The sequence below is a fragment of the Halarcobacter sp. genome (assembly GCF_963675975.1).
GTDB lineage: Bacteria > Campylobacterota > Campylobacteria > Campylobacterales > Arcobacteraceae > Halarcobacter.
In genome coordinates this window covers 3065908-3090214 of record NZ_OY780939.1, presented here as the reverse complement: position 1 = coordinate 3090214, position 24307 = coordinate 3065908, and the positions used below count along the sequence as shown (strand labels likewise).

The following is a 24307-nucleotide window of genomic DNA, read 5'->3' as shown; positions in this document are numbered from 1 at the left end:
AATAGAGGAACTAAGATTATGAAAAGAACATATCAACCACACAACACGCCAAGAAAAAGAACACATGGGTTTAGAATTAGAATGAAAACTAAGAACGGTAGAAAAGTTATCAAAGCTAGAAGAGCTAAAGGTAGAAAAAGATTAGCTGTTTAAGCAAGACACACCGTCTAAACAATTCTAAAGATTTCAATCAACTTTACAAAAGCGGCAAAAAGTGGCATACCCACTCATTTGTCGCTTTTTTTTCGTCTAACGAAAATCTTAATATAGCATTTGTTGCTTCAAAAAAAGTAGGAAATGCTGTAAAAAGAGCAAAAGCTAAAAGAATATTAAGAGCAATTTGCTTATCTAATGAGAATAGAATAAAAAAAGGTAAATACATTTTTGTTGCTAAACAGGCACTTTTTAACAAAACACATAAAGAGTTAGAAAGAGATTTTACTTACGCAATGAAAAAGTTACAATTACTTAAAAATGAAAACTCTATTTAAATATTTAATTAAATTTTATCAAAAATACTTGTCTATAATATCATTTGGAAGTTGTAGGTATTATCCTTCATGTTCAAATTATGCCATCTGGCAATTGGAGAACAATACTTTCTTTAAGGCAATTTATTTTACAATAGCACGCGTATTAAAATGTAATCAACTTTTTCCTGGTGGATTTGATTATCCAATAGTAAAAGTTGCAAAGCATAATAATATAAATTTCAAAAAAATAAAAGTTAAATACTGGCTAGTACCGGTAGATAACAATAGATACCTCATAGTAAAAAATCGGGAGTGGAAGAGTAATAATGAATAATATGAATCAAGATAATGGTATGCAAAAAAGAATGTTAATCATGACGTTAGTCGTGTTTGTGTTTTTTATTGCTTATGAATTTTTGGTATTAAAGCCTCAACAAGAGGAAAAACAAAAACAACAAGAGATAGCTAAACAGCAAAATCAAAATGCTGCTCCTGATGTAGCTTCAACAACTGATGCAATGGTTCAAAGTGCGCCAACTGATGCAAGTATGTCTAAATCGATTAATGCTTTAACAAGTAAAGCAGTGGGTAAAGCTGATATTATAACAACAATTAAAACAGCAAAAAGTATTATAGAGATAGATAAATTAGGAAGAGTTGCACAAGTAACATTAACTGATAGTATATATAAAGATGGTGAAGGTCACGAAATCAAGCTTTTCGAAGCTGATCAATTAAGACCATTAGAGGTTAGATTCGCTAATACAGATATCAATAATAAAGCTTTCCAGACAAGTTATACATCAACTGTTTCAAATGTAGATGCAACTAAAAATGCACAAAAATTTGTTTTAACACAAAATGTTGATGGTTTAGTATTAACAAAAGAATTTACTGTTTATCCTGATGGACACTATGACTTAAATGTAAAATCATCTCAAAAAGAGCAATTTTTTATTACAAATGGATTCAGACCAAATGTATTAGCAGATATGTATGCTGATCATGGTGTATATGTTAAACAAAATGATGGAACAATGGAATTAACTTCAGATGAAGATTTAGACAAAGTTAAATCATATACTGGAATTAAATTTGTTTCAAACTTTGATAGATATTATGCAACAGTTATTTATAACTTTGAAAAGTCACTTCAAATCTCATTGATGCCAGATAGTTCAAAAAATCCTCAAGCCTTTGCTCATGCATTAGGAGAGATTAGTTTTTCTGGATATATGGGACCTAAAAACTTTAATGATTTAAAAGCTTTAAATCCAGAATTAACAGATGTTATTGAATATGGGTGGTTTACTTTTATTGCTAAACCTATGTTTACATTCTTACAATTCCTTCATGGATATATTGGAAACTGGGGTTGGACTATTGTTATTTTAACAATTATTATTAAACTTGTTTTATATCCTTTATCATACAAAGGTATGGTTTCTATGCAAAAGCTTAAAGATCTTGCACCAAAAATGAAAGAGATTCAAGCAAAATATAAAGATGATAAACAAAAACAATCTATGCATATGATGGAATTATACAAAAAACATGGTGCAAACCCTATGGGTGGTTGTTTACCATTAATTTTACAAATTCCAGTATTCTTTGCTATCTATAGAGTTTTATTAAATTCAATTGAATTAAAAGGTGCAGAATGGATTTTATGGATTCACGATTTAGCGGAAATGGATCCTTATTATGTATTACCAATTTTAATGGGTGCATCAATGTTTGTTCAGCAAAAAATTACACCTAATACTATGCAAGATGAGATGCAAAAGAAGATTTTCCAAATGTTACCAATTATATTTACATTCTTCTTCTTATGGTTCCCAGCAGGGTTAACTCTTTACTGGTTTACAAACAACCTATTTACAATTGCACAACAATATAGTATTAATAAAATATTTGAAAGACAAAGAGCTGCTAAAAAGTAGTAGGAGACTATTATGAAACAATTTGAGGGAAAAAATTTAGAAGAGGTTTATGAGTTAGCGTCAAACGAGTTTGGTTGTTCAATCACAGAATTAGATATTGAGATTGTTCAACAAGCTTCAAAAGGTTTTTTAGGAATAGGTAAAAAAAATGCAATAATTACAGCTATTCCTAAAAAAAGAAGAAGAGATAATAGAAGAGCTAAAGAGCATAAATTTAAGAAAAAAGATATAAAAATTGAAGAGTTCTCAAAAAGAATGGAAGATTCTCATAAAAGAGATGAACGAGCTGAACAAAAAAGAAGAAAAGAAGAAAAAAGAAGAGAACCTAAATTAAATAAAGTACCTAAAGTTGAAGGTAAAGAAAGAATTTTTGATAACTTTTATAATGAATCTGACAATAAAAATGAAGTTGCAAAAATTATTGTAAAAAAAGATAAACAAGATATTTTAGAAGAAGTGAATTCTGGTCTTATCTCTTTATTTCAAGATACATGTTATGGTATTGATAATATTAAAGTTGAATTTTATGATGAAGAGACTTTATACATCGAATTCACAGGTGAAGATTCAGCTTTATTAATAGGAAAAGAGGGTTATAGATATAAAGCACTTTCTTATATTCTTTTTAACTGGATAAATGAAAAATATGGACTTATGTTAAGACTTGAAGTTGCAGAGTTCTTAAAAAATCAAGAGGCTTCAATCCATACATATTTAGAGCCAGTTATTGAAACAATAAAAGAAAAAGGTTCTTTCAAAACAAAACCTTTAGATGGAATCTTAGTACATATTGCACTTAAAAAATTAAGAGAAGAATTCCCTGAAAAATATGTTGCTGTTAAAACAAATGTTAGGGGAGACAAATATGTACTTGTAAATGAGTACAGAAGTAAAGAGCAATAAAAATTGATTTTAGATGATACTATTGTAGCAATAGCTACTGCAAATGGTGTAGGGTCTATCTCTATTGTAAGAATCAGTGGAGACAAAGCCCTAGACATTGCAAAAACACTTTCAAAAAAACAAGAATTAAAACCAAGACTTGCAACACTTAGCTCAATTTATAATTCAAATGATGAGATTATAGATGAAGCTTTAATTTTATATTTTAAAAATCCTTTTTCTTTTACTGGTGAAGATGTTGTTGAATTTCAATGCCATGGTGGTATTGCTATCTCAAACATCATTATGAGTGAAGCTATAAAATGTGGAGCAAGACTAGCTCAACCTGGTGAATTTTCAAAAAGAGCATTTATAAATGGTAAGATTGATCTTACAAAAGCAGAAGCAATTGCTAAGATAATTGAAGCAAGAAGTGAAGATGCAGTTAAACTTTTAGCAAAACAACTAAAGGGTGAATTGACAGATTTCGTAAATGATATTAGAGAAGATTTACTTTTTATGTTGGCTTATACTGAGGTAAATATTGATTACGCAGAAGAGGATTTACCTGAAGATATCTTTGAACAAATCAAAAATAAATTAGACAAAATTGAAGTAAAACTTGAAAATACTTTGGAAGCTAGTAAAAGAAGAGAAGGATTAATTGAAGGTTTTAAAGTAGCAATTATTGGTAAACCAAATGTTGGTAAATCTTCACTTTTAAATAAGCTTTTAAATTTTGATAGAGCTATTATTTCTGATATTGCAGGAACTACTAGAGATACAATTGAAGAATCAGTAAAAATTGGTACTCATATAATCAAAATAGTTGATACAGCAGGTATTAGAGAAGCTGATGATGTGATTGAGCAAATAGGAATAGAAAAGTCAATCAAAGCTGTAGAGGAAGCTGACATTGTAATCTCTTTATTTGATAACAGCAAAGTTTGCGATAAAGAAGATGAAAAAATATTATCTTTAATTGATGAATATTCAAATAAAGAGATTATTAAAGTTTTAAATAAATCTGATTTGGATAATAATTTTGATAAGACTAATCTTGAAGATTATATTGAATTAAGTACAAAAGAAACAATCAATCCTTTAATATACAAACTTGAGTCAATCTTAGATTCAAATACTCACAGTGATGATATGACACTAATCTCAAAAAGACAAGTAGATTCTGTAGAAAATACTTTAGAACATATAAAAAGTTCAAGTATGCCTTTAGAAACAGGAGAGTTAGAGTTTTTTGCATATCATATAAAAGAGGCTTTGGAATATATTTCTAATATCACTAGACCATATGAAAATGATGAGATGTTAGATGTTATGTTTGGGGCATTTTGTTTGGGGAAATAGTTTTTTAAACTATTTCACACCACTAAATCTATACTGGTTATAAGCCCAGCTTCACCATTTTCTTTTAAAAAAATACTTGATTCTTTTAAACTTGCAGTTTGTTCCCCATAAGCTTTTGAATAATTAAAACCAGTTGCAATACTAGATAGATAAATAGCCCCAACACCAGCTTGTGAAAGAGTAATCAAATTATTTTCTCCTTCTTCATTTATTTCCCAGATTTTTAAGCTATTGAATATTGAATCTGCTTCATCAATCCAATTATTTCCATCTTCATCATATTTAGCTAACTCTTTAAAACCATAACCAGTATTAGGTCCAAAAAGTTCATTTCCATTATCTATGGTTCCATTATTGTTTTTATCTAGGGCAAGAAAACCACTTCCATCTTTTAATAAAGGAATCTTTTCTTTAGTGCCATTATTATCTAAATCAAATTCAAAAGTGATTTTTTTACTAATATTATCAAAAGAGTTAATATTTTTATCATCAAAGTTTATTATTAAAGGATCTTGAAATGTAACACCAGCTATTTCTATTTTTGTTTTGTGTTGTTCATAAAATTCTTGAGAAAAATATAGATTTAAATCTATATTAAAAGAACCAGAGCTTGTATTTATTTGTGCATTAGTTGAAAAATGTACAGAACTTTTTTGATAATAAGTTTCTACACTCTCATATGAAGCTGCAAAGGCATTAATACTTATGTTTTGATTGTTAAAATGGGGATTAAAATCATATTTCTTATTTTTATCCATATTCCCAAATGGATATAGATCTATTTTTTTATCTTTGCCATTTAATTTACTTAATAATATCTCTATTAAAAGTTTTTTCATTCTATCTTCAACAGACATATTTTCTTCTGAATTAAAAACTATAGTCTTAGTATAGTTAATAGAATTAGTTGAAAGTTTAATATTATTATTGTTTTCTGAACCTTCTAAATTTTGAGTAATAAGTGTACTACACATTGTTGACTCATGTTTTTGAACAAAACTACTTGCTGATTCCATATTTACATTATAAGAATTAATTAACATGCTTTATCTTTTAAACTATATTTAAGAATTGTATAATAAATAAGATAAAATATTTTTTAACTAATAAAACTACATGTTAAAGATATTTTGATAATATACCACATGGAAAAAAATGAATATGATTTAATAGTTGTTGGCTCAGGTGCAGCAGGAATGATTGCAACAATAGTTGCAGCAAGAGATGAAAAAAAAGTATTATTGTGTGAACAACAAGCGAAATTAGGACCAAAATTAAAAGCCACTGGTGGTGGCAAATGTAATCTTACAAATACACTTTCAAATGAAGATTTTATGAATAGATTTGGCAAAAATGGCAGATTTATGCAAGATGCACTAAATAGTTTTGATTACAAAGAGTTAATATCTTTTTTAAATGATATAGGAGTAGAAACACATATTCCTGATGGGTTTAGAGTTTTTCCCATAAGTCATAATTCGGGTACTATTATTAAAGCTTTAGAAGATGAGCTTTATAATGTAAATGTTGAAGTAAAAAATAATACAAAAGTAGAAGATTTAATTTGTGAAAATGAAACAATCAAAGGTGTGCAAACTTCTACTGAAAAATTTTATGCACCTAATGTTGTTGTTGCAACTGGTGGTTTAGGTTTTTCTATGCTTGGAGCAAATGGAGATGGGTTTGATTTTGCTAAATCTTTAGGACATAAAATAACTGAACTTTATCCTGCTATGCTTCCTGTTATTACAAAAGAGAAGTGGGTAGCAAACTGTAAAGCTGACACAATTGCAAAAGCTATTGTAAAAATTGATTTAAAAAAAGCAAAAAATCTAAAAGCTATTGGGGATTTGATTTTTACACCAAAAGGTTTAAGAGGTCCAGTTATTTTAGATTTTTCTAGGGAGATTACACCTTTTTTAGAAAAATATGGGGAAGTTCCCTTATTAATAAATATGATTAAAGGGATGAATGAAGAAGATGTTTTTAAACATATAAAATCTCATCCTGAAAAATCTGTTGAAGAGACTTTAAATCTTTTATTACCAAATTCTGTTGTTAAAGAGTTATGTCTTATTGTTGAAGCAGATTGTACAAAGAAATTTAAAGATTTAAGTGGGCAAGTAAGAGAAAAACTTGTAAAAATACTAGTAAATACACCATTAACAGTAATTGACCATGTAGGTTTTGAAAAAGCAATGATTACAAGAGGTGGAGTTAGTTTAAAAGAGATAAATCCAAAAACTATGCAAAGTAAAATAATTGAAGGTTTATATTTTTGTGGGGAAGTAATGGATTTAGATGGACCATGTGGAGGTTATAACCTTCAATGGTCTTTTGCAAGTGGAAATTTAGCTGGTAAATTATTGTAATTAAAACTTTATTAGCTCAATAAAATTTGCATTTGATTTATCTATTGAAGTCCAAGAATTGCAATTAAATTCAATTTTTATTGCATTTGCCATTTGAAGTTCCTCTTTAAATTCTGTAAATGTAATAGCTAATGCTGTTAATGCAGGATTATGTCCTATAATCATTAAACTATTTACTGTATCAAAAGTATAAGTAATTGATTCAATTAATTCATTTAAAAAAGCTTGATAGATAACTTCGTTGATCATTATACTTTTATCAAAACCAATCTCTTTTGCAATTATTTCTGCTGTATCTCTTGCTCTTATTGCGGGGCTTGAAACTATTAAATCAGGCATTATATTTTTATTTTTTAGATTTATTCCAAGGTTTTTTGCATCTTCTTTACCTTGTTTTGTTAAAGTAACATCATAATCATCACTAAAATTAGCCATAGATTCTTTTTGGGCATGTCTTACAATATATAATTCTTTCATCTTTCTTACTCATTATAAAATAAACTTATATTAAATTCTAAAACATTTAAGTTAAAAAAAGATTGAAAGATTAAAGATATTTACGATTTTTTATAATAAATTTTTTTTGGGTATTCATAAGATACAAGTTGTGCGTTCTTTTTTGTGATCTCTCTCCATGAATCACAATCAAAAGTGATTTCTAAAATACCACAAGTTGGAAGATTATCATTAAAGTCAATTAGATAAAAAGCTAAAAGATTAAGTCCAGGATTATGACCAATTAAAAAAACATCATCATATTCATCTTCAATAAAAGTAACTATATCTAAAATAGTTTTTAATGATGCTCCATAAAGATATTCATTGTAGATTATATTTTCATGATAACCAACTTTTTTTGCTATCTTTTTTGCAGTATCTCTAGCTCTGTATGCAGGTGAAGAGATTATAACATCTGGAAAAATATCTTTTTTATATAAAATTTCTCCCATAAATGGAGCATTCTTTTTTCCTCTTGCATTTAAAGGTCTATCAAAATCATCTAGTTTTTCATTTGACCAGTCAGATTTTCCATGTCTTATTAAATAGAGTCTTTTCATATTGCCTCATTTTTTTAAGTTTAATCATTATAGCAATTTTTATTTAACTAAAGGATTTAAGTAAAAAAAAATTTACATATTTATACAATAATTCAATAATTATTTTTATTAAATTTCTATTAATGCAAAGATGATAAAATACTAAAAATTGTCAATAAAGGAGATTTATGGAACAAGCTAAAACAATATTTTTATTAACTCTTTTGACTGTATTATTTGTATCGATTGGTTTTTATTTTGGTGGTACAAATGGGATGCTAATAGCATTTTTATTAGCAGGTGGAATGAATTTTTATGCATATTACTATTCTGATAAACAAGTACTAAAACATTATAATGCAACACCTATTGAGGATGTTCATCATCCTGTTTATAGAATTACTCAAAAATTAGTACAAAAAGCTAATTTACCTATGCCTAAAGTTTATTTGATCCCAGATCATACACCAAATGCATTTGCCACAGGAAGAAACTATGAAAATGCAGCAGTTGCAGTAACAATGGGTTTATATGAGATGTTAAATGAAAAAGAACTTGAAGGGGTTATTGCCCATGAGTTATCACATATAAAACATTATGATATGTTAATAGGAACAATAGCAGCAGTTTTTGCAGGTGCGATTGCTATGATTGCAAATATGATGCAGTTTTCAGCAATGTTTGGAGGGAATAATAGACAAGGTGGAAATCCAATTGTGATGATTCTTATGGCTATATTATTACCTTTAGCAGCATCAATTATTCAGATGACTGTAAGTAGAAGCAGAGAGTTTATGGCAGACGAGGGTGCTGCTAGAATGACAGGAAATGTTGAAGGTTTGCAAAGTGCCTTATCAAAACTTGAAAATTATGCAAGAAGAGGACAACCTATACATAATGCTACAGAACAAACTGCACATATGTTTATAATTAATCCTTTTTCTGGAATGAAAGATAGTTTTGGTTCATTATTTAGAACACATCCTACAACTGAGGATAGAATAGCTAGATTAGAAGAGCTAAAATATGACTTATAAAATAGAAGCTTTTTAAGCTTCTATTGAAAGATTCCTACAAGACCCTCTTGGGTTACTTCTTCTTGTAAAATAGGATATATCCCTTTTGCAATTAAAGAGATTTTTAAATCATAATCAATATCTTCTATTAAAAAGTAGTTTACTGTAAAATCATATAAAATGTCAGGTAAGACATTACATGGAGCATCATCTTCATTATTGTATGCAGGGTTTGCTATACAATTTGCAGATTTTAGCTTATAATCTTTAATAAAAAATATCCATACATATTTTGCTTCAGGCCCAGCATATTCAAGTTCTGTATTACTATTTGAGCATACAGCAACATGAAATTCATTTTTAATCTCATGAACTTTTATATTACTTCCCGTAATTAGCGCTAAAGATATCTTCTTTCTAGCACTTTTTATGATTCTTGCAAATGTAGCTCTAGAAACATTCATTTTTTTTGCAGCATCCTCTTGATACATACAAAAAGAGTCCATTAAATGGATTGCTTCTAACTCTTCGTGTAATAGTATTACATCTTGTTTTGCCTTTATATCTTTAGGGCCAAAATATTTTGATACAGGCTTTAATTCTAACTTTCTTTGTAGTTTTTCTCTTGCCATATAAATACCTTATTTAATAATTTCAATTTTACCATAGATTAATTGAATAATACTTGACATATGTTCAAAAAAGTGATACAATTCTGTCATATGTTCACAAAGCAGTATTTAGTTTGACTTTAAATATACATTAGTACAATATAAAATTTGTGATCTTCTCTCATGGTAACCTTTTTGGTTCCCGTTATTGTACAAATAGTATATAAATATAAGCTTTAATGGAATATATTTTTAAACATCAGTTGCGTTAGGATAACAAATAATTGTCTTTTCCCTAGTCATTACTTTTTTTCACTCATCCTGACTATAAGCTGATGTTTTAAACTCCTTTTTTAATTCCTACAAGGAGAGAATATGACTAAAGTTGTATTTCCTACACAAGAAAAATTAAGCTATATTTCAAAAGTTGAAAATAGTTTTTATCATGCAAATTATCTTACAGTATTACACTGTAAAGGCCAAAATATCGATGGTATTGATATTATAAAAAATCCTTTTTATGATGATTTAGAAGGTTTTTGTAAATATTGCAAATCAAAACACTTTGATGTATTAGTATCACATGATGAAGAAAGGTTACCACTTGAAGAGTTATCTAAGTGTGGTGTATCTGTTTATAATACAAAAAAAGATGACATAATATTAAGTATTTTTAGTGATTTCGTACAAGACAAATTGGTAAAAGTAGCATAATATAATATTTTTCTTATAAAGAGAGAACTTCTCTCTTTATATTTACCATTCAAATTGAAAAGTAGTATGAACTATTTTAAATTTCTCTTTTAAATCATGATTTATTTCATGTAAAATATTTTCATAGTTTTCAAAAGAACTTTTATCAATTTTAACATGGGCTGTCATATTATACATATCTTGAGTTATTTCCCAAATATGAATATCGTGTAATTCTATTACTTTTTCATGTTTTTCTATAAACTCTTTTACTTCTTTTAAATCAACAGGTGAGCCTTCCATTAAAGTATGGATTGAATTTTTTAAAATATCTTTTGCCCATTTTCCAATTACGAGAGCAACTAATATTGCTAAAATAACATCTATAAAATACCATGAAGTAAAATGAATAACTACATAACCTATAATAATAGCAACTGAAGATAAAGCATCACTTAGCATATGTACAAAGGCAGATTTTAGATTTATATTCTCTTTATCCCCTTGCATTAAAATTACACCTGTAATTATATTTACTATAAGTCCAATTGTTGCAACAATCATTGCCATTTTTATATCAATAGTTTGAGGATTAAAAAAACGCTCTATTGCCTCATACAAAATCCAAAATATAGATAAAATAATAGTAATCCCATTTATAAATGCTGCTATTACTTCTATTCTATAATATCCAAATGTTTTTTCTAAGGGAGCTTTTTTGCTAGCAATTACAATCGCTACTAATGAAATAATTAACGCAAAAGAGTGGGTAAACATATGAATAGCATCTGAAATCAAAGCCAATGAATTTGATAAAAAACCATAAAAAAATTCTGCAAACATAGTAATTAATGTAATTGATAATGCCCATTTTAAAACTTTTTTATCTGCTGTTCTATGATCATGTGAGTGTCCATGTTCGTGGGAATGTTGATGATGTTCTCCATCATGATGATGGTGATGTTCATGGCTGTCACCTAGATAAGGTTTATGTTCATTTAATCCAAATTTGCAAGTTTCCATATTATTTTCCATATACTTTTATTATTTCAAGTAAATTATCTACTTGTGCCTCAGCTTCAATACTATTTCCATTTCTAAGCTTTTCAATCATATGACCCTTGGCATAGTGTTCAATATATGAGGTAATCATCCCATTAACTGCACCTTTTATTGCAGTTAACTGTCTTATTGTTTCATATGGGTCACTATCTAGTTGAAAAGATTCATCATTAAACTTACTCTTTAAAGAGTTTACTTGTCCTGCAATTCTATTAATTCTATTTTGAAGCTTTTTTCTTTCTACATCACAACAATATGCCATTTTTATTCCTTTATATAGTATACTCCCCTATGGTATATTGAATTTGTTTAAAGATAAATAAAAATAAAAAGTAAAGTTCTTAGTTTTTTTGATTTCCTAAGAGAATAATTGTTATACCAATAAATATTATTAATGAGCCTATAATATCCCATTTATTAAAATTCTGTTTTTCAATAATTAGAAGCCAAAGTAGAGAAGATATGATATATATTCCACCATATATTGCATATGCTCTTCCTGCAAATTCTAAATTAACTTTTGTAAGTAGATAAGCGAATAGTAGTAAAGAGATAAATCCTGGAATTAAATAAAAAAAAGATTTTTGAAGTTTAAAAACAGCCCAAAAGCTAAAACAGCCTATTATTTCAAAAACAGAAGCTAGAAAAAAAATTAAGAAATCTAGATACAAAATATTTACCTTGTTAGGTTTATAATATAAATAAAAAAGCGAAGCAGAAGCTTCGCTGGTTTCCTTTCAACTTGACCAAAGTAAAGGAAAATTGATTATTACAAAAAAACTCTTTAATTTGAGTAAAATATTATTTTACTTGTAAACTTTTTTTATATTTTCAACTTTGCTACTCATATTAAGAAGTAACATATCTGCAAGAACTAATGCCATCATAGATTCAGCAACTATACTACCTCTAATAGCAACACAAGGGTCGTGTCTACCTTTTAGTTCACAATTAACTTCATTATTATTTATATCAATTGTTTCTTGTTTTAAAAATATTGATGGTGTTGGTTTAAAATATACTTTTACATTTATATCTTCACCATTACTAATACCACCAAGGATTCCTCCACTATGATTTGATTTAAAACCATTAGCTCTTATCTCATCATTGTTTTCAAGACCTTTTTTATTTGAACTTTCAAACCCATCACCAATCTCTACACCTTTTACCGCATTAATTCCCATCATTGCATTTGCAATTTGTGAATCAAGTTTAAAATATAGTGGTTCTCCAAGTCCAATAGGGCAGTTTTGTACATTTACAAGGGCAACTCCACCAACAGAGTTATGCTCTTTTTTAGCATTTAAAATAGCTTCTTTTTGGAAATCTTCTTTATCTTTATCAAGTGAAAAGATTTCAGAGTTTTTTGCAAAATCAAAATCAGTTTTGCTTCCTTTTATTCCATCTATTTCACAAATTCCACTTTGAACTTTTATATCTAACTCTTTTAATAAAAGTTTAGCAATAGCTCCAGCTGCTACTCTTGCTGCTGTTTCTCTTGCACTACTTCTTCCTCCACCTCTATAATCTCTAATTCCATATTTATGAAAATAAGTAAAATCAGCATGCCCTGGTCTAAATAGATCTTTTACATTTGTATAATCTTTACTTTTTTGATTTTCATTAAATATCACCATAGATATTGGTGTTCCTGTTGTTTGTCCTTCAAAAACTCCACTTAATATTTCAACTCTGTCACCTTCGCTTCTAGCTGTTGCATAGGCATTTTTACCAGGTTTTCTTCTGTCCATCTCTTCTTGGATAAATGATTCATCTATTTTTATTCCAGCTGGGACACCATCAACAATGCAACCTAATGCTTTTCCATGGCTTTCCCCAAAAGTAGTAAATCTAAATTTTTCTCCAAAGCTATTCATTAATTTTGTCCTTTTAATTTATCAATAGCGATTTTTGCAACTGCTTGTTGAGCAAGTTTTTTACTTTTTCCTATAGCTTTACCATAAGTTTTCCCATCAATCCAAATTGATACTTCAAACTCTTTTTTATGGTCAGGTCCATATGAACCCTCAATTTTATACTCAGGAATTGTTCCAAACTCAGCTTGTGTTATCTCTTGTAAAGCAGTTTTATAATCACTAAATAATACATCTAAATTGATTTTATCGTATGAGTCTTCTAATAGTTTTAAAATAATTGGTTTTAAAACTTCTAATCCTGATTCTAAATATATAGCACCCATAATAGCTTCAAATGCATCTGATAGAATAGAAGCTTTGCTTCTACCTTTGTTTCTCTCTTCTGCATTTGAAATAAAGATATATTCACCTAATTTTATCTCATTTGCAAGTTTAGTAAATCCAGTTTCATTTACTAAACTAGCTCTGATTTTAGATAAATCACCCTCATTTGAACTTGGAAATTTTTTAAAAAGATACTCTCCAACAATTAAGTTAAGAACAGCATCACCTAAAAATTCCAATCTCTCATTGTTATAAGGTTTCTTATAACTTTTATGTGTAAGTGCTTCGATTATCAGATCTTTGTTTTTAAACTGATAAGCCAAACACTTTTCTAACTTTGAATAGTCCGTCATTTTTTATTCCTCTTTTAATTTTTCTGCGAATGTACGCGCAAGTATATCACATCTTTCATTATGTTCATGCCCTGCATGACCTTTAACCCACTTTGCATAGATTTTATGTGGTTTTGAAACCTCTAAATACTCTTGCCAAAGCTCAACATTTTTTACAGGTTTTTTTGAAGCATTTCTCCAATTATTTCTAACCCAACCTGCTAGCCATTCATTTATCCCTTTTACAACATAACTTGAATCAGAAATAATTTGAACACTGCAAGGTTCTTTTAAAGCTTTCAGTCCTTCAATTACACCTTTTAATTCCATTTGATTATTAGTAGTATCTAATTGACCACCACAAAGCTCTTTTTCTTTACCATTGTATTCTAATATTGTTCCCCAGCCACCAGGACCAGGATTTCCTAAAGATGAACCATCACTGTAGAGATTGATTTGTTTCATTTAAACTCTTTACTAAATTATGTTTTACATTTAATGTTAAAATAGAGTGGCAGTGTGGACATCTTGAATCAAATATTGGATGTATTTGTTTACAAGAACTACACATAAATTCAAAATCTATAGTAGCAGGAATCTTATGTTCATGATTATTTAATGCGATTAAAATATCAAATACAAAATCATCACTATGTTTGATAGTTTTTAAATAACCTTTTGCATTGTATAGTTCATTTAAAATTTTATTTTGTGCAATCTTATCAAAATCAAGGTCATCAAAATTTAGGTACCACATCAAATCAATAAGTTTTTTAAAATCAAATTCATTTAAATGTTCCCAGAAAAACTTTTTATTGTATTGTAAATAAAACTGTACAATAAGTCTTTGAATATCTGGATTTTCTTTAAAGATTTCGTAAAGTTTTTCACTTTTTTTCTCAAAAGATTCAATTGGATTGTTTATAATAGTTAATGTATCAATATAGATTTTATCTTTTTTAATATCTACACCAACTTCTTCTAAACACTCAATGGTCTCTTGTGCACTTTGATAATCTTTTAGTTTTTCATTTATAATTAAAAGATAATTTAAAGCATTTATGTTTCTTGGAGAGAATTTTAATATTCTTAAAAATATCTCTTTAGCTCTTTGCATAAATCCACTTTTAAAATAAGTACTTCCTAAAAGTTCAAGAAGTTCCTCTTTTTTTACTCTATCTGTTACATGCTCTAAAAGTGTTAGATAAACAGAAATTGCTTTAGTATAATTTCCTTTGTGTACAAATGTTGAAGCTAATAGAATAATTGAATCAAAAGGCAGGTTGTATGTTTTATATAAATGAACATAGTCTTCCTCTTTTAATTTTCCTATTTCAAATCTTCTTAATAGTTTTCTATAATCTTTTCGTGCCTTCTTCTCTTTATATAAAGAGAATGAATATGTAAGAAATGAAATAATAAAAATAAGAGTAAAAAAAACAATAATACCAAATAAAGGATCTCTGTACTCTAAGACTAAACTATCCAACTAAAACCTTATCTATTTTATTTTAAGAAGATAATATAACATAAATTAAATAGATAGAAAATAAAAATCTTATAATTTAAGTGATAGTTTCTGTATATATTTGGTATAATCCCCAAATGATAACAAAAGACTCTATTGAAAATCTTAAAAACCACCTTGATGTCGTTGATGTTGTTTCTCAATTTCTCGAACTAAAAAAGAGTGGTGCAAATTTTAAGGCATGTTGCCCTTTCCATGGTGAAGATACACCATCTTTTGTGGTTAGCCCTCAAAAGCAAATCTATCATTGTTTTGGATGTGGAGTTGGTGGAGACTCTATAAAATTTGTAATGGAGTATGAGAAACTCTCTTATCCAGAAGCTATAGAAAAGTTAGCTTCTATGTATAATGTGAACTTACAATATGATAACAACAACAATCAAAAGAAACAAGATTTTAAAGTTATTGAAGAGGTTAATAAATTTTATCAAAAACTTTTTGTAAATAATAAAGTTGCAAAAGAATATATGCTTAGTAGAGGAATTTCAGAATTTTCTATCGAAAAATTTGAAATTGGTTATGCCCCTTCATCTAATGATACGATTAATTTTTTAAAAAACAACTATTTTAATTTGGCAGATGCAAAAGAGTTAGGTTTAATAGATACTGGACATAATGGTTTATACTCTAGATTTATAGAAAGAATCACTTTTCCTATATATTCAATTAATGGGAAAATTGTTGGATTTGGTGGAAGAACAATAACTGGGCACAATGCCAAATATGTAAACTCTCCCCAAACAAAAGTTTTTAATAAATCAAAACTTTTATATGGTTATAACATAGCAAAAGAAGATATATACAAAAGAAATAGAATCATTGTAACAGAAGGTTATTTAGATGTAATCATGTTACACCAAGCTGGGTTTAGTACAGCAGTTGCCACACTTGGAACAGCACTTACTAAAGATCATTTACCTTTACTAAGACGGGGAGAACCACAAGTTATTGTTGCATATGATGGGGATAAAGCAGGATTAAATGCCGCATTTAAAGCTTCAGTTATGTTAAGTCAAAGTGAGTTTGAAGGTGGTGTGGTAATTTTTGGTGAAGGTAAAGATCCTGCTGATATGGTAAAAGATGGAAAAGTTGAAGAGTTAAATAAAATCTTTGCAAATCCAGCACCTTTTATACCTTTTGCAATTGATTATATAATTGCAAAATATGATATTAATAACCCTAGCCAAAAACAAAAAGCACTATTTGAAGCAAATGATTATTTAAAATCATTGGGAGAGATATATCAAGATGAATATAAAAGATATATTGCCCAAAGATTAAATATACGAGAAACACTTATAAAAGTTTCATCTGATAATGTAAGAAAACAAGAGGCTAACTTAACTAAAATTGATATAGGCGAACTTTGTATTATAAAATCAATTTTAGAAAAACCAGATAGGTTAGATTCTGTTTTAGATATTATAGATGCATCAATGTTTGAATTTCATAGAAATGAGTTTGAAATTTTATTATCAGATAATAAAGATAATAGACTTATGGGTATATTACTAAATGAAAAACTAGAAATATATGATGATGCAAGATTAAAAGATGAATTGTTAGTCTTACTTTTAAAGTTTTATACAAATGAATTAAGAACCGTACAATATAATCAAACATTAGCTTTCAGAGAAAAGGCAAATCTTCTTAGAAAAATTAAAGATAACATATATCAATTAAAACAAGGTAAATTAGTAAGTTATAATTTATAATAATTTTTGTAAAATTTTTTTCTATGTAATGAACAAAAGGGAAAAAATGGAATTATTAGAAAGTAAAAATTTACCAGAAGCTATTGGACCATACTCTCAAGCAATTAGAGCAAATGGTTTTATTTATACGTCAGCACAAATACCATTAACAGCAGATGGTAAACTTGTAGAAAGAGATATTAAAAAACAAACAAGACAAGTTTTAGAAAATTTAAAAATTTTACTAGAAGATTCTCAAAGTGCAATGGATAAAGTTATAAAAGTTAACGTACATTTAGAAAATATGGATGATTTCGGTGTTGTAAATGTTCTTTTTGCTGAAGCATTTGGAGATCATAAACCAGCTAGGACAACTGTTGCAGCAAAGGAATTACCGATGAATTCATTGGTTGTAATGGATGCAGTAGCTTTACCAATAGATTTTAGATAAAAATAAAAATATAGTTTCGCTTAAAGAAAGTTTAAACTAATGTTGGCTATTATTCCGTCCCGTTAAATGTAATAGTTATTAAAAGATTGATAAATTAGAGGATTGGAATATGTACGCAATTATTAAGTGTGGTGGTAAACAGTATAAAGTTTCTGAGGGTGATATCCTTGACATTGACTATACTGGAAAAGCTGCTAAAGAAACATTAGAAATTACTGACGTTTTAGCTATCAATGATGGTGAGCTAAAAACTGGTGATGCTGTTTCTACTGCTAAAGTTGAAGCTGAGGTAGTATTAGATGGAACTGGTGTAAATAGAGATAGAAAAGTTATCATTTACAAAAAAAGAAGAAGAAAAGATTCTAAATTAAAAAGAGGTTTCAGAAGAAGCTTCACTAAAGTTAGAATTACTAAAATCGCTGCATAAGTTTAAGGAGATAAAGTATGGCTCACAAGAAAGGTCAAGGATCTACTCAGAATAATAGAGATTCAGCTGGTAAAAGACTAGGTGTTAAGAAATATGGTGGTGAAGTTGTAAGAGCTGGAAACATCATTGTTAGACAAAGAGGAACAAAAGTACACTGTGGTGAAAATGTAGGTATCGGAAAAGATCATACAATTTACGCTTTAATTGACGGTGTAGTTAAATTTGAAGTAAAAGACAAAGATAGAAAAAAAGTATCTGTTTACGCTTCTTAATAAGCTAAAAGGTAGTTGTCTTTAAAGGGTGTAGTGCTTTTTGCCTACACCCTTTTTTTGTTTACTAAAATATAATTTTGTTTTAAGTAGTATTATTTAGATTATTATGATAATTTAGAATATTAGTAAAAATAGTGTTTAAAAAAGAGTTATAATATACTTTAAAAGTATAAATGTTTAATATAGAATGGAGTAATTCGTGTTTGTAGATAGTGTAAAATTTACTGTATCATCGGGAAAAGGTGGACAAGGTTGTGCTTCTTTTAGAAGAGAAAAGTTTGTTGTAAAAGGTGGACCTGATGGTGGAGATGGTGGAAAAGGTGGAGATGTTTATTTATTAGTAGACAATAACACTGATACGCTATCATGGTTTAAAGGTCGAACTGTATTAAAAGCAGATAATGGAAGACCAGGTGAAGGGAGAAATAAAACAGGAAAGTCTGCAGAGTCTTTAGTTTTAGTTGTACCTCCAGGAACACAAGTTATCGATAATAAAACAGGCGAAGTTATTCTTGATATGTTAGAAGAGGGACAAAAAGAGTTACTTCTAGAAGGTGGAAAAGGTGGATTAGGTAATACTCACTTTAAAAACTCAAGAAACCAAAGACCCACATATTTCCAACCGGGGCTTCCCGGACAGAGTTTAGAATTAAGGCTTGAATTAAAGCTTATAGCAGATGTAGGTTTAGTTGGATATCCAAATGTTGGTAAATCAACTTTGATCTCTACAACTTCAAATGCAAGTCCAGAGATTGCAAATTATGAATTTACAACTTTAACTCCAAAATTAGGTGTTGTTGAAGTAGGGGAATATAGTTCTTTTGTAATGGCTGATATTCCAGGAATAATTGATGGTGCAAGTGATGGAAGAGGTTTAGGAATAGAGTTTTTAAAACATATTGAAAGAACAAAAACTTTATTGTTTATGATTGATGTAGCAAACTATAGAACAATAATTGACCAATATAAAGTATTAAAAGAAGAGGTTAAGAAATTTTCAGAAGAGTTAAGTGGAAGAAATTTTGCCATTGCATTAACAAAAATAGATGCTTATTATGGTGAAGATTTAGAAGGTGATATAAAAGCTTTCATAAGTGAGTTAGGTTTAGAAGTAGCCCAATCAAATGATTATGGTTTTAATAAAACTCTACCTTATTATGTACAAGATTTAACATTTAATAAATTTGATGAAAGCAAACCATTTTTTATTTTGCCACTCTCTTCTGTAACTCATTTAAATACAAACTCTATTAAGTTTGCTTTATATGATTTAATAGGACAAAACAAATAATATGGAAGAAAAAAGTAAAAGAATAGTAATTAAAGTAGGTAGTGCAGTTTTAAGAGAAGATGATGTATTAGCTGTTACTAGACTTAATAATTTAGTTGATTTAATTGCAAAATTAAAAAAAGAGAAAAATAATGAGGTTATACTTGTAAGTTCAGGTGCAGTTGCAGCTGGTAATACAAAACTAAATCTTGATAGAAAAGTTATCTTAAATAGACAAGCATTGGCTGCTATTGGGCAACCTTTATTAATGAAATTTTATAAAAAAAGATTTAGAGAACATGATTTAAAATGTGCTCAAATGCTTTTAGTGGAAGAGGATTTTGATTCAAGAAAACGTTCTAAAAATGCAAGAGGTGTTATGGAGATTCTTCTTGAAAATGATATTATTCCAATTTTAAATGAAAATGATGTAATTGCAAATCAAGAATTATTGATTGGAGATAATGACCAATTAGCAGCAAGGGCAGCATATTTCTTTGGTGCAGATTTATTAGTTATTTTATCTGATGTAGATGGTTTATATGATTCTAATCCACATGAGAATAAAGATGCTAAGATGAGAAATATAGTGGATAAAATTGAAGATTGTGAATTAGAGATGAAACATACTCCAAATTCAGAATTTGCTACAGGTGGGATAGTTACAAAATTAAAAGCTGCAGATTATGTTATGAAAAAAGGGATTCCTATGTATTTAAGTTCAGGGTTTGACTTAACAAATGCTTGGGATTTTCTAGTTGAAGATAATCATAATAGTGGAACACTATTTAGAGCTAATGTAGTAGATAACTATTATCTTTAAAATATAAAAAAGGATTATAATGAGTAAAAAAGTTCTATTTATGGGAACACCAGATTATGCAACTGAGATTTTTAAGGAGTTACTTAACAGTCAATATGAAGTAATAGGACTTTTTACACAACCTGATAAACCTGTAGGAAGAAAACAAGTTATAACACCTCCACATATTAAACAATATTGTATAGATAATTCTATAGAATTACCAATTTTTCAACCAGAAAAATTAAGAGCTAATGAAGAGGCAAAAAATCAAATCATAGACTTAAAGCCAGATTTTATAATAGTTGCAGCTTATGGGCAAATTTTGCCTAAAGAGGTTTTAGATATCGCTCCATGTATAAACCTTCATGCTTCGTTATTACCAAAATATAGAGGTGCTAGCCCAATTCAAGAATCATTACTAAATGATGATGAGTTTACAGGTGTAACTTCAATGCTTATGGAAGAGGGATTAGATAGTGGAGATATTTTAGCCTTACAATATTTAAAAATCACAAATACTATGGAAGTAAAAGAGGCTTTTGATAAGTTATCAATAATAGCCGCAAAATTAACTATTACAACACTAGATAATTTTGAATTAATAAGTCCAAAAAAACAGAATAATTCAGAAGTTAGTTTTTGTAGAAAAATAAAAAAAGAGTATGGTTTAGTTGATTTTAAAAATGCAAAAAAACTATTTTTAAAATATAAAGCATATTCTTATTGGCCAGGTATATTTTTAGAATCAGGACTTAAAATAAAAGATATTCAATTACTTGATACTAGTACTATAAATAAAGAAGGCGAAATTATTTCTTTTGATGAAAAGGGTGTAATTGTTGGATGCAAAAAGGGTAAACTTCTTATTTCAACTATTCAAGCACCTTCAAAAAAAGCTATAAGTGCTTTAGATTTTATTAGAGGGAAAAGGTTAAATATAGGGGAAGTTTTAAGCTAAATAAAAAGCTTATATAAATCTTTTTTTTAAATTATTATATTTTATACCATATTGAAAAAATATAAGTTATAATGTTTTATGAAAATTATTTTTTTAGATGAAATCGACTCAACACATACATATTTAAAAGAGCTTATAAAAAAAGATGGATATACTTATCCAGTTTGTATAAGTACTGAGATGCAAACAAACGGCATAGGAAGTAGAGGTAACTCTTGGACAGGAAAAAAAGGAAATCTATTTTTTTCTTTTGTTCTAAAAAAAGATGATTTGCCAAAAGATTTAGAAATTCAAAGTGCCTCAATATATTTTTCTTTTCTTTTAAAAAATATATTATCTTCCAAAGGTTCGAATATATGGCTAAAATGGCCAAATGATTTTTATATTAATGATAAAAAAATTGGTGGAACGATAACAACACTTACTAAAGATTTAGTATATTGTGGAATAGGCTTAAATCTATTAGATGTATCTGATGAATTCGGAAAACTTGACATAGAAATTGATAAAAAAGAGTGTTTAGAATTTTATTTCGATTCTTTAAAAAAAAGAATCTCTTGGAAGGATATTTTTAGTCAATTTAAGATAGAATTTCAAAAAAGCAGAAAATTCAAAGCTACAATAAATAATAAAAAAATTTCTTTAGAAAATGCCATTTTGTTTAGTGATGGTTCTATAGAAATAAATAACACAAGGGTTTTTAGTTTAAGATGACAGAAGTAATTGCAATTGCAAATCAAAAAGGTGGTGTAGGTAAGACTACTACTGCGGTTAATTTGAGTGCAGCCTTAGCTTTAGAGGGTAAAAAGGTATTATTAATTGATGCTGATCCACAAGCTAATGCAACAACATCTTTAGGATTTCACAGAGATACTTATGAATATAACATTTATCATGTTATGCTAGGTACAAAAGAGTTAAATGAAATAATTTTAGACTCTGAGATTGAAAACTTAAAAGTTGCGCCTTCAAATATAGGTTTAGTTGGTATAGAAAAAGAGTTCTATAAAAATTTAAAAGATAGAGAACTTGTATTAAAAAGAAAAATTGATCCAATCAGAAAAGATTATGATTATATTATAATTGATTCACCACCAGCATTAGGACCAATTACTATTAATACTTTAAGTGCTTCAAATTCTGTATTAATTCCAATACAGTGTGAATTTTTTGCGTTAGAAGGTTTAGCACAATTATTAAATACTATTAAATTAGTGAAGCAAACTATTAATAGACAATTACAAATAAGAGGATTTTTACCTACAATGTATAGTTCTCAAAACAACTTATCAAAACAAGTTTTTGCAGACCTAGCTCAACATTTTGAGAATAAACTATTTAAGATAGATCAATCTTCATATGTAGTTATTCCAAGAAATATTAAGCTTGCAGAATCTCCAAGTTTTGGAAAGCCAATTATGCTATATGATGCAGCAGCAATTGGTACAAAAGCATATACAAACCTTGCACGTGCAATTGCAGGTTAAATAAATTTAAATTAGGATTTGTCAAATGGCGTTAGGTAGAGGATTAGGTGAATTATTAGGTGAAGTTGAAACAGCATATAGCAATTCAAATAGTAATAATACAAATCATAATAATTCCATTATGGAATTAAGTGTTGATTTAATTAAACCAAACCCTAACCAACCAAGAAAAATATTTGATGAAGATAAATTAAGAGAGTTAAGTGATTCTATTGTTCAACATGGATTATTACAAGCTGTTACTGTAAGAGAAGATGGTAAAGGTGGATATATTCTTGTTGCAGGAGAAAGAAGACTAAGAGCCCATAAATTAGCAAATCTAGATACAATTAAAGCAACTATAATTGATATTGAAGAGTTCAAGTTAAGAGAACTTGCACTTATTGAAAATATCCAAAGAGATGATTTAAATATTATAGAATTAGCTTACTCTTATGCACAATTAATTAATGAACACTCTATTACTCATGAAGAGTTAGCAAAAAGAGTATTCAAAAGTAGAACATCAATTACAAATACTTTAAGATTGTTACAATTATCATCATATGTTCAACAAATGCTTGCTAATAATAAAATCTCTGCAGGGCATGGTAAAATTATGCTTGGCCTTGATGAAGATTTACAAAAGAAAGTTGCAGATTCAATTTATGGACAAAAACTTTCAGTTAGAGAAACAGAAAATCTAGTAAGAGAATTAAAGTCAAATAAAGACAATGATGATAAAAAAGTTTCTAAAAAAACAAAAAGAGTTTATGACTTTAAACCTTTAGAAAAAGCTATTGAAAACCTACAAAAATCAGATTTAAAAGTTAAAGCTGAAAAGAACTATTTTAAAATAGAAATTAGGTCTCAAGAGGACATTGAGAAAATTTCCAACTACTTTGGTAACACTTTTTAAATTTCTTTTACGAAATCATACATTTTAATAAAAATTTATAATTCTTTTCGATAATATATAGTCAGTTTTAGTCAAACTAAACTGTAAAAAATATGGAGGAATGAATGTTAGACATAAGTCCTGTATTGTTGCTTGGTTCAGCAATCATCTTTCTTCTAGTTGTTGCTAGACTAAACAGTTGTTTATTCGTACCACTATTAAAGCATATGGACGATAGAGCAGAATCTATTAAAAAAGATTTAAAAGATGCTCAATCGAACTCTGCAAATGTAGATGGAATTTTAGAAGAAGCAAGTCATATTCTTGCTGAAGCTAAAAAAGAAGCGGCTGCTGTTAGAGAACAAGCATATACTGAAGCGAAAGAAGTAGCTGATGCAAAACTTGCAAGTGCTAAAGAAGAGCTTGAGGCTAAATCAGTTAATTTTTCTAAAGAGTTAGAAGAAGAAGCAAAAGCTTTAAAAGAGTCGTTAGTAGCTGCAATGCCTCAATTTAATGAGAGCTTAAAAGCTAAGATTAGCTCAATTTAA

General features: G+C 28.2%; 31 protein-coding genes. 20 read left to right on the top strand and 11 right to left on the bottom strand.

Going from position 1 to position 24307, the window contains the following annotated elements; all coding sequences use genetic code 11:
* Positions 1 to 18 precede the first annotated feature (18 nt).
* Genes rpmH through mnmE form a run of 6 tightly spaced genes read left to right on the top strand, consistent with a single transcriptional unit; the run spans position 19 to position 4663 of the window.
* The gene (gene rpmH, locus ACKU3H_RS15315) at positions 19 to 153 is read left to right on the top strand and encodes a 50S ribosomal protein L34 (protein WP_044417745.1); all 135 of its coding nucleotides are present in this window, start codon (positions 19 to 21) and stop codon (positions 151 to 153) included.
* Positions 141 to 491: a ribonuclease P protein component gene (gene rnpA / locus ACKU3H_RS15310; RefSeq protein ID WP_407933693.1), complete on the top strand. Its 351-nt coding sequence runs from the start codon at positions 141 to 143 to the stop codon at positions 489 to 491. Before rpmH ends, rnpA begins: the two co-directional genes overlap by 13 nt.
* Entirely contained in the window at positions 475 to 807 is a 333-nt protein-coding gene (yidD, locus tag ACKU3H_RS15305; RefSeq protein ID WP_320034734.1) for a membrane protein insertion efficiency factor YidD, read from the top strand. The genes rnpA and yidD overlap by 17 nt, the downstream gene beginning before the upstream one ends.
* Positions 800 to 2416, top strand: a complete 1617-nt coding sequence (yidC, locus tag ACKU3H_RS15300) for a membrane protein insertase YidC (protein WP_320034733.1) — start codon at positions 800 to 802, stop codon at positions 2414 to 2416. Before yidD ends, yidC begins: the two co-directional genes overlap by 8 nt.
* Before the next feature lie 12 nt (positions 2417 to 2428).
* Positions 2429 to 3319, top strand: coding sequence for a Jag N-terminal domain-containing protein (locus ACKU3H_RS15295; protein ID WP_320034732.1), 891 nt, complete (start codon positions 2429 to 2431; stop codon positions 3317 to 3319).
* A gap of 3 nt (positions 3320 to 3322) precedes the next feature.
* Entirely contained in the window at positions 3323 to 4663 is a 1341-nt protein-coding gene (gene mnmE / locus ACKU3H_RS15290) for a tRNA uridine-5-carboxymethylaminomethyl(34) synthesis GTPase MnmE (RefSeq protein ID WP_320034731.1), read from the top strand.
* 14 nt (positions 4664 to 4677) lie between these two features.
* Here the strand turns inward: mnmE and ACKU3H_RS15285 are convergent, their stop codons facing one another.
* On the bottom strand, positions 4678 to 5706 hold the full coding sequence (locus ACKU3H_RS15285; protein WP_320034730.1) for a hypothetical protein: 1029 nt from the start codon (positions 5704 to 5706) through the stop codon (positions 4678 to 4680).
* A gap of 102 nt (positions 5707 to 5808) precedes the next feature.
* Here ACKU3H_RS15285 and ACKU3H_RS15280 point away from each other — a divergent pair, with 102 nt between their 5' ends.
* Positions 5809 to 7035 carry an NAD(P)/FAD-dependent oxidoreductase gene (locus ACKU3H_RS15280; RefSeq protein WP_320034729.1) on the top strand — a complete coding sequence of 409 codons (1227 nt, stop codon included), beginning with the start codon at positions 5809 to 5811 and terminating at the stop codon, positions 7033 to 7035.
* Here the strand turns inward: ACKU3H_RS15280 and ACKU3H_RS15275 are convergent, their stop codons facing one another.
* Both ACKU3H_RS15275 and ACKU3H_RS15270 read right to left on the bottom strand, forming a co-directional pair.
* Complete coding sequence (locus ACKU3H_RS15275; protein WP_320034728.1) at positions 7036 to 7512, bottom strand: histidine phosphatase family protein; 477 nt, start codon at positions 7510 to 7512, stop codon at positions 7036 to 7038. It abuts the gene before it with no gap.
* Positions 7513 to 7592: 80 nt separating this feature from the next.
* Positions 7593 to 8093: a histidine phosphatase family protein gene (locus tag ACKU3H_RS15270; RefSeq protein WP_320034727.1), complete on the bottom strand. Its 501-nt coding sequence runs from the start codon at positions 8091 to 8093 to the stop codon at positions 7593 to 7595.
* A 167-nt stretch (positions 8094 to 8260) separates the two neighbouring features.
* Here ACKU3H_RS15270 and htpX point away from each other — a divergent pair, with 167 nt between their 5' ends.
* On the top strand, positions 8261 to 9109 hold the full coding sequence (htpX, locus tag ACKU3H_RS15265; protein ID WP_320034726.1) for a zinc metalloprotease HtpX: 849 nt from the start codon (positions 8261 to 8263) through the stop codon (positions 9107 to 9109).
* A 20-nt stretch (positions 9110 to 9129) separates the two neighbouring features.
* Here htpX and ACKU3H_RS15260 read toward each other — a convergent pair whose 3' ends face one another.
* Positions 9130 to 9720 carry a DUF134 domain-containing protein gene (locus tag ACKU3H_RS15260; protein ID WP_320034725.1) on the bottom strand — a complete coding sequence of 197 codons (591 nt, stop codon included), beginning with the start codon at positions 9718 to 9720 and terminating at the stop codon, positions 9130 to 9132.
* A 354-nt stretch (positions 9721 to 10074) separates the two neighbouring features.
* Here ACKU3H_RS15260 and ACKU3H_RS15255 point away from each other — a divergent pair, with 354 nt between their 5' ends.
* Entirely contained in the window at positions 10075 to 10413 is a 339-nt protein-coding gene (locus ACKU3H_RS15255) for a hypothetical protein (RefSeq protein ID WP_320034724.1), read from the top strand.
* A 42-nt stretch (positions 10414 to 10455) separates the two neighbouring features.
* On the opposite strand, the gene ACKU3H_RS15250 is transcribed toward ACKU3H_RS15255, so the two are convergent.
* The 7 genes from ACKU3H_RS15250 to ACKU3H_RS15220 all read right to left on the bottom strand — a co-directional run bounded on the left by ACKU3H_RS15250 (position 10456) and on the right by ACKU3H_RS15220 (position 15479).
* The gene (locus ACKU3H_RS15250) at positions 10456 to 11415 is read right to left on the bottom strand and encodes a cation diffusion facilitator family transporter (RefSeq protein WP_320034723.1); all 960 of its coding nucleotides are present in this window, start codon (positions 11413 to 11415) and stop codon (positions 10456 to 10458) included.
* Position 11416: 1 nt separating this feature from the next.
* Positions 11417 to 11716, bottom strand: a complete 300-nt coding sequence (locus tag ACKU3H_RS15245) for a metal/formaldehyde-sensitive transcriptional repressor (RefSeq protein WP_320034722.1) — start codon at positions 11714 to 11716, stop codon at positions 11417 to 11419.
* Positions 11717 to 11795: 79 nt separating this feature from the next.
* Positions 11796 to 12125 carry a YnfA family protein gene (locus ACKU3H_RS15240; protein WP_320034721.1) on the bottom strand — a complete coding sequence of 110 codons (330 nt, stop codon included), beginning with the start codon at positions 12123 to 12125 and terminating at the stop codon, positions 11796 to 11798.
* Positions 12126 to 12260: 135 nt separating this feature from the next.
* Positions 12261 to 13334, bottom strand: coding sequence for a chorismate synthase (aroC, locus tag ACKU3H_RS15235; RefSeq protein ID WP_320034720.1), 1074 nt, complete (start codon positions 13332 to 13334; stop codon positions 12261 to 12263).
* A complete protein-coding gene (gene rnc, locus ACKU3H_RS15230) occupies positions 13334 to 14011 on the bottom strand; it encodes a ribonuclease III (protein WP_320034719.1) in 678 nt (225 codons plus the stop codon). Before rnc ends, aroC begins: the two co-directional genes overlap by 1 nt.
* A gap of 3 nt (positions 14012 to 14014) precedes the next feature.
* Positions 14015 to 14455 carry a ribonuclease HI gene (gene rnhA, locus ACKU3H_RS15225; protein WP_320034718.1) on the bottom strand — a complete coding sequence of 147 codons (441 nt, stop codon included), beginning with the start codon at positions 14453 to 14455 and terminating at the stop codon, positions 14015 to 14017.
* Positions 14430 to 15479, bottom strand: a complete 1050-nt coding sequence (locus ACKU3H_RS15220) for a tetratricopeptide repeat protein (RefSeq protein ID WP_320034717.1) — start codon at positions 15477 to 15479, stop codon at positions 14430 to 14432. The genes rnhA and ACKU3H_RS15220 overlap by 26 nt, the downstream gene beginning before the upstream one ends.
* Positions 15480 to 15595: 116 nt before the next feature.
* Here ACKU3H_RS15220 and dnaG point away from each other — a divergent pair, with 116 nt between their 5' ends.
* From dnaG to ACKU3H_RS15165, 11 genes are all read left to right on the top strand, one after another.
* The gene (dnaG, locus tag ACKU3H_RS15215) at positions 15596 to 17233 is read left to right on the top strand and encodes a DNA primase (RefSeq protein WP_320034716.1); all 1638 of its coding nucleotides are present in this window, start codon (positions 15596 to 15598) and stop codon (positions 17231 to 17233) included.
* Positions 17234 to 17279: 46 nt separating this feature from the next.
* A complete protein-coding gene (locus ACKU3H_RS15210; protein WP_320034715.1) occupies positions 17280 to 17663 on the top strand; it encodes a Rid family detoxifying hydrolase in 384 nt (127 codons plus the stop codon).
* 109 nt (positions 17664 to 17772) lie between these two features.
* Positions 17773 to 18090: a 50S ribosomal protein L21 gene (gene rplU, locus ACKU3H_RS15205; RefSeq protein ID WP_320034714.1), complete on the top strand. Its 318-nt coding sequence runs from the start codon at positions 17773 to 17775 to the stop codon at positions 18088 to 18090.
* A 17-nt stretch (positions 18091 to 18107) separates the two neighbouring features.
* Complete coding sequence (gene rpmA, locus ACKU3H_RS15200) at positions 18108 to 18362, top strand: 50S ribosomal protein L27 (RefSeq protein ID WP_320034713.1); 255 nt, start codon at positions 18108 to 18110, stop codon at positions 18360 to 18362.
* 199 nt (positions 18363 to 18561) lie between these two features.
* Complete coding sequence (gene obgE, locus ACKU3H_RS15195) at positions 18562 to 19653, top strand: GTPase ObgE (protein WP_320034712.1); 1092 nt, start codon at positions 18562 to 18564, stop codon at positions 19651 to 19653.
* 1 nt (position 19654) lies between these two features.
* Entirely contained in the window at positions 19655 to 20455 is an 801-nt protein-coding gene (gene proB / locus ACKU3H_RS15190) for a glutamate 5-kinase (RefSeq protein WP_320034711.1), read from the top strand.
* Positions 20456 to 20474: 19 nt separating this feature from the next.
* Complete coding sequence (gene fmt, locus ACKU3H_RS15185) at positions 20475 to 21395, top strand: methionyl-tRNA formyltransferase (RefSeq protein ID WP_320034710.1); 921 nt, start codon at positions 20475 to 20477, stop codon at positions 21393 to 21395.
* A 78-nt stretch (positions 21396 to 21473) separates the two neighbouring features.
* On the top strand, positions 21474 to 22109 hold the full coding sequence (locus tag ACKU3H_RS15180; RefSeq protein ID WP_320034709.1) for a biotin--[acetyl-CoA-carboxylase] ligase: 636 nt from the start codon (positions 21474 to 21476) through the stop codon (positions 22107 to 22109).
* A complete protein-coding gene (locus ACKU3H_RS15175; RefSeq protein ID WP_320034708.1) occupies positions 22106 to 22882 on the top strand; it encodes an AAA family ATPase in 777 nt (258 codons plus the stop codon). Before ACKU3H_RS15180 ends, ACKU3H_RS15175 begins: the two co-directional genes overlap by 4 nt.
* A 25-nt stretch (positions 22883 to 22907) precedes the next feature.
* Positions 22908 to 23780, top strand: coding sequence for a ParB/RepB/Spo0J family partition protein (locus tag ACKU3H_RS15170; protein WP_320034707.1), 873 nt, complete (start codon positions 22908 to 22910; stop codon positions 23778 to 23780).
* A 104-nt stretch (positions 23781 to 23884) separates the two neighbouring features.
* The gene (locus ACKU3H_RS15165) at positions 23885 to 24307 is read left to right on the top strand and encodes a F0F1 ATP synthase subunit B' (protein WP_320034706.1); all 423 of its coding nucleotides are present in this window, start codon (positions 23885 to 23887) and stop codon (positions 24305 to 24307) included.

Excerpts from the sequence above, each read along its gene's own strand:
- rpmH (WP_044417745.1), top strand. The coding sequence starts at position 19 with ATGAAAAGAACATATCAACCACACAACACGCCAAGAAAAAGAACACAT.
- rnc (WP_320034719.1), bottom strand. The coding sequence starts at position 14,011 with ATGACGGACTATTCAAAGTTAGAAAAGTGTTTGGCTTATCAGTTTAAA.
- ACKU3H_RS15250 (WP_320034723.1), bottom strand. The coding sequence starts at position 11,415 with ATGGAAACTTGCAAATTTGGATTAAATGAACATAAACCTTATCTAGGT.
- ACKU3H_RS15180 (WP_320034709.1), top strand. The coding sequence starts at position 21,474 with ATGAAAATTATTTTTTTAGATGAAATCGACTCAACACATACATATTTA.
- rpmA (WP_320034713.1), top strand. The coding sequence starts at position 18,108 with ATGGCTCACAAGAAAGGTCAAGGATCTACTCAGAATAATAGAGATTCA.
- htpX (WP_320034726.1), top strand. The coding sequence starts at position 8,261 with ATGGAACAAGCTAAAACAATATTTTTATTAACTCTTTTGACTGTATTA.
- ACKU3H_RS15175 (WP_320034708.1), top strand. The coding sequence starts at position 22,106 with ATGACAGAAGTAATTGCAATTGCAAATCAAAAAGGTGGTGTAGGTAAG.
- rnhA (WP_320034718.1), bottom strand. The coding sequence starts at position 14,455 with ATGAAACAAATCAATCTCTACAGTGATGGTTCATCTTTAGGAAATCCT.
- ACKU3H_RS15285 (WP_320034730.1), bottom strand. The coding sequence starts at position 5,706 with ATGTTAATTAATTCTTATAATGTAAATATGGAATCAGCAAGTAGTTTT.
- yidD (WP_320034734.1), top strand. The coding sequence starts at position 475 with ATGAAAACTCTATTTAAATATTTAATTAAATTTTATCAAAAATACTTG.
- ACKU3H_RS15165 (WP_320034706.1), top strand. The coding sequence starts at position 23,885 with ATGTTAGACATAAGTCCTGTATTGTTGCTTGGTTCAGCAATCATCTTT.
- ACKU3H_RS15275 (WP_320034728.1), bottom strand. The coding sequence starts at position 7,512 with ATGAAAGAATTATATATTGTAAGACATGCCCAAAAAGAATCTATGGCT.
- ACKU3H_RS15280 (WP_320034729.1), top strand. The coding sequence starts at position 5,809 with ATGGAAAAAAATGAATATGATTTAATAGTTGTTGGCTCAGGTGCAGCA.
- ACKU3H_RS15270 (WP_320034727.1), bottom strand. The coding sequence starts at position 8,093 with ATGAAAAGACTCTATTTAATAAGACATGGAAAATCTGACTGGTCAAAT.
- ACKU3H_RS15255 (WP_320034724.1), top strand. The coding sequence starts at position 10,075 with ATGACTAAAGTTGTATTTCCTACACAAGAAAAATTAAGCTATATTTCA.
- ACKU3H_RS15260 (WP_320034725.1), bottom strand. The coding sequence starts at position 9,720 with ATGGCAAGAGAAAAACTACAAAGAAAGTTAGAATTAAAGCCTGTATCA.
- ACKU3H_RS15295 (WP_320034732.1), top strand. The coding sequence starts at position 2,429 with ATGAAACAATTTGAGGGAAAAAATTTAGAAGAGGTTTATGAGTTAGCG.
- ACKU3H_RS15170 (WP_320034707.1), top strand. The coding sequence starts at position 22,908 with ATGGCGTTAGGTAGAGGATTAGGTGAATTATTAGGTGAAGTTGAAACA.
- proB (WP_320034711.1), top strand. The coding sequence starts at position 19,655 with ATGGAAGAAAAAAGTAAAAGAATAGTAATTAAAGTAGGTAGTGCAGTT.
- fmt (WP_320034710.1), top strand. The coding sequence starts at position 20,475 with ATGAGTAAAAAAGTTCTATTTATGGGAACACCAGATTATGCAACTGAG.
- rplU (WP_320034714.1), top strand. The coding sequence starts at position 17,773 with ATGTACGCAATTATTAAGTGTGGTGGTAAACAGTATAAAGTTTCTGAG.
- dnaG (WP_320034716.1), top strand. The coding sequence starts at position 15,596 with ATGATAACAAAAGACTCTATTGAAAATCTTAAAAACCACCTTGATGTC.
- ACKU3H_RS15210 (WP_320034715.1), top strand. The coding sequence starts at position 17,280 with ATGGAATTATTAGAAAGTAAAAATTTACCAGAAGCTATTGGACCATAC.
- aroC (WP_320034720.1), bottom strand. The coding sequence starts at position 13,334 with ATGAATAGCTTTGGAGAAAAATTTAGATTTACTACTTTTGGGGAAAGC.
- yidC (WP_320034733.1), top strand. The coding sequence starts at position 800 with ATGAATAATATGAATCAAGATAATGGTATGCAAAAAAGAATGTTAATC.
- ACKU3H_RS15245 (WP_320034722.1), bottom strand. The coding sequence starts at position 11,716 with ATGGCATATTGTTGTGATGTAGAAAGAAAAAAGCTTCAAAATAGAATT.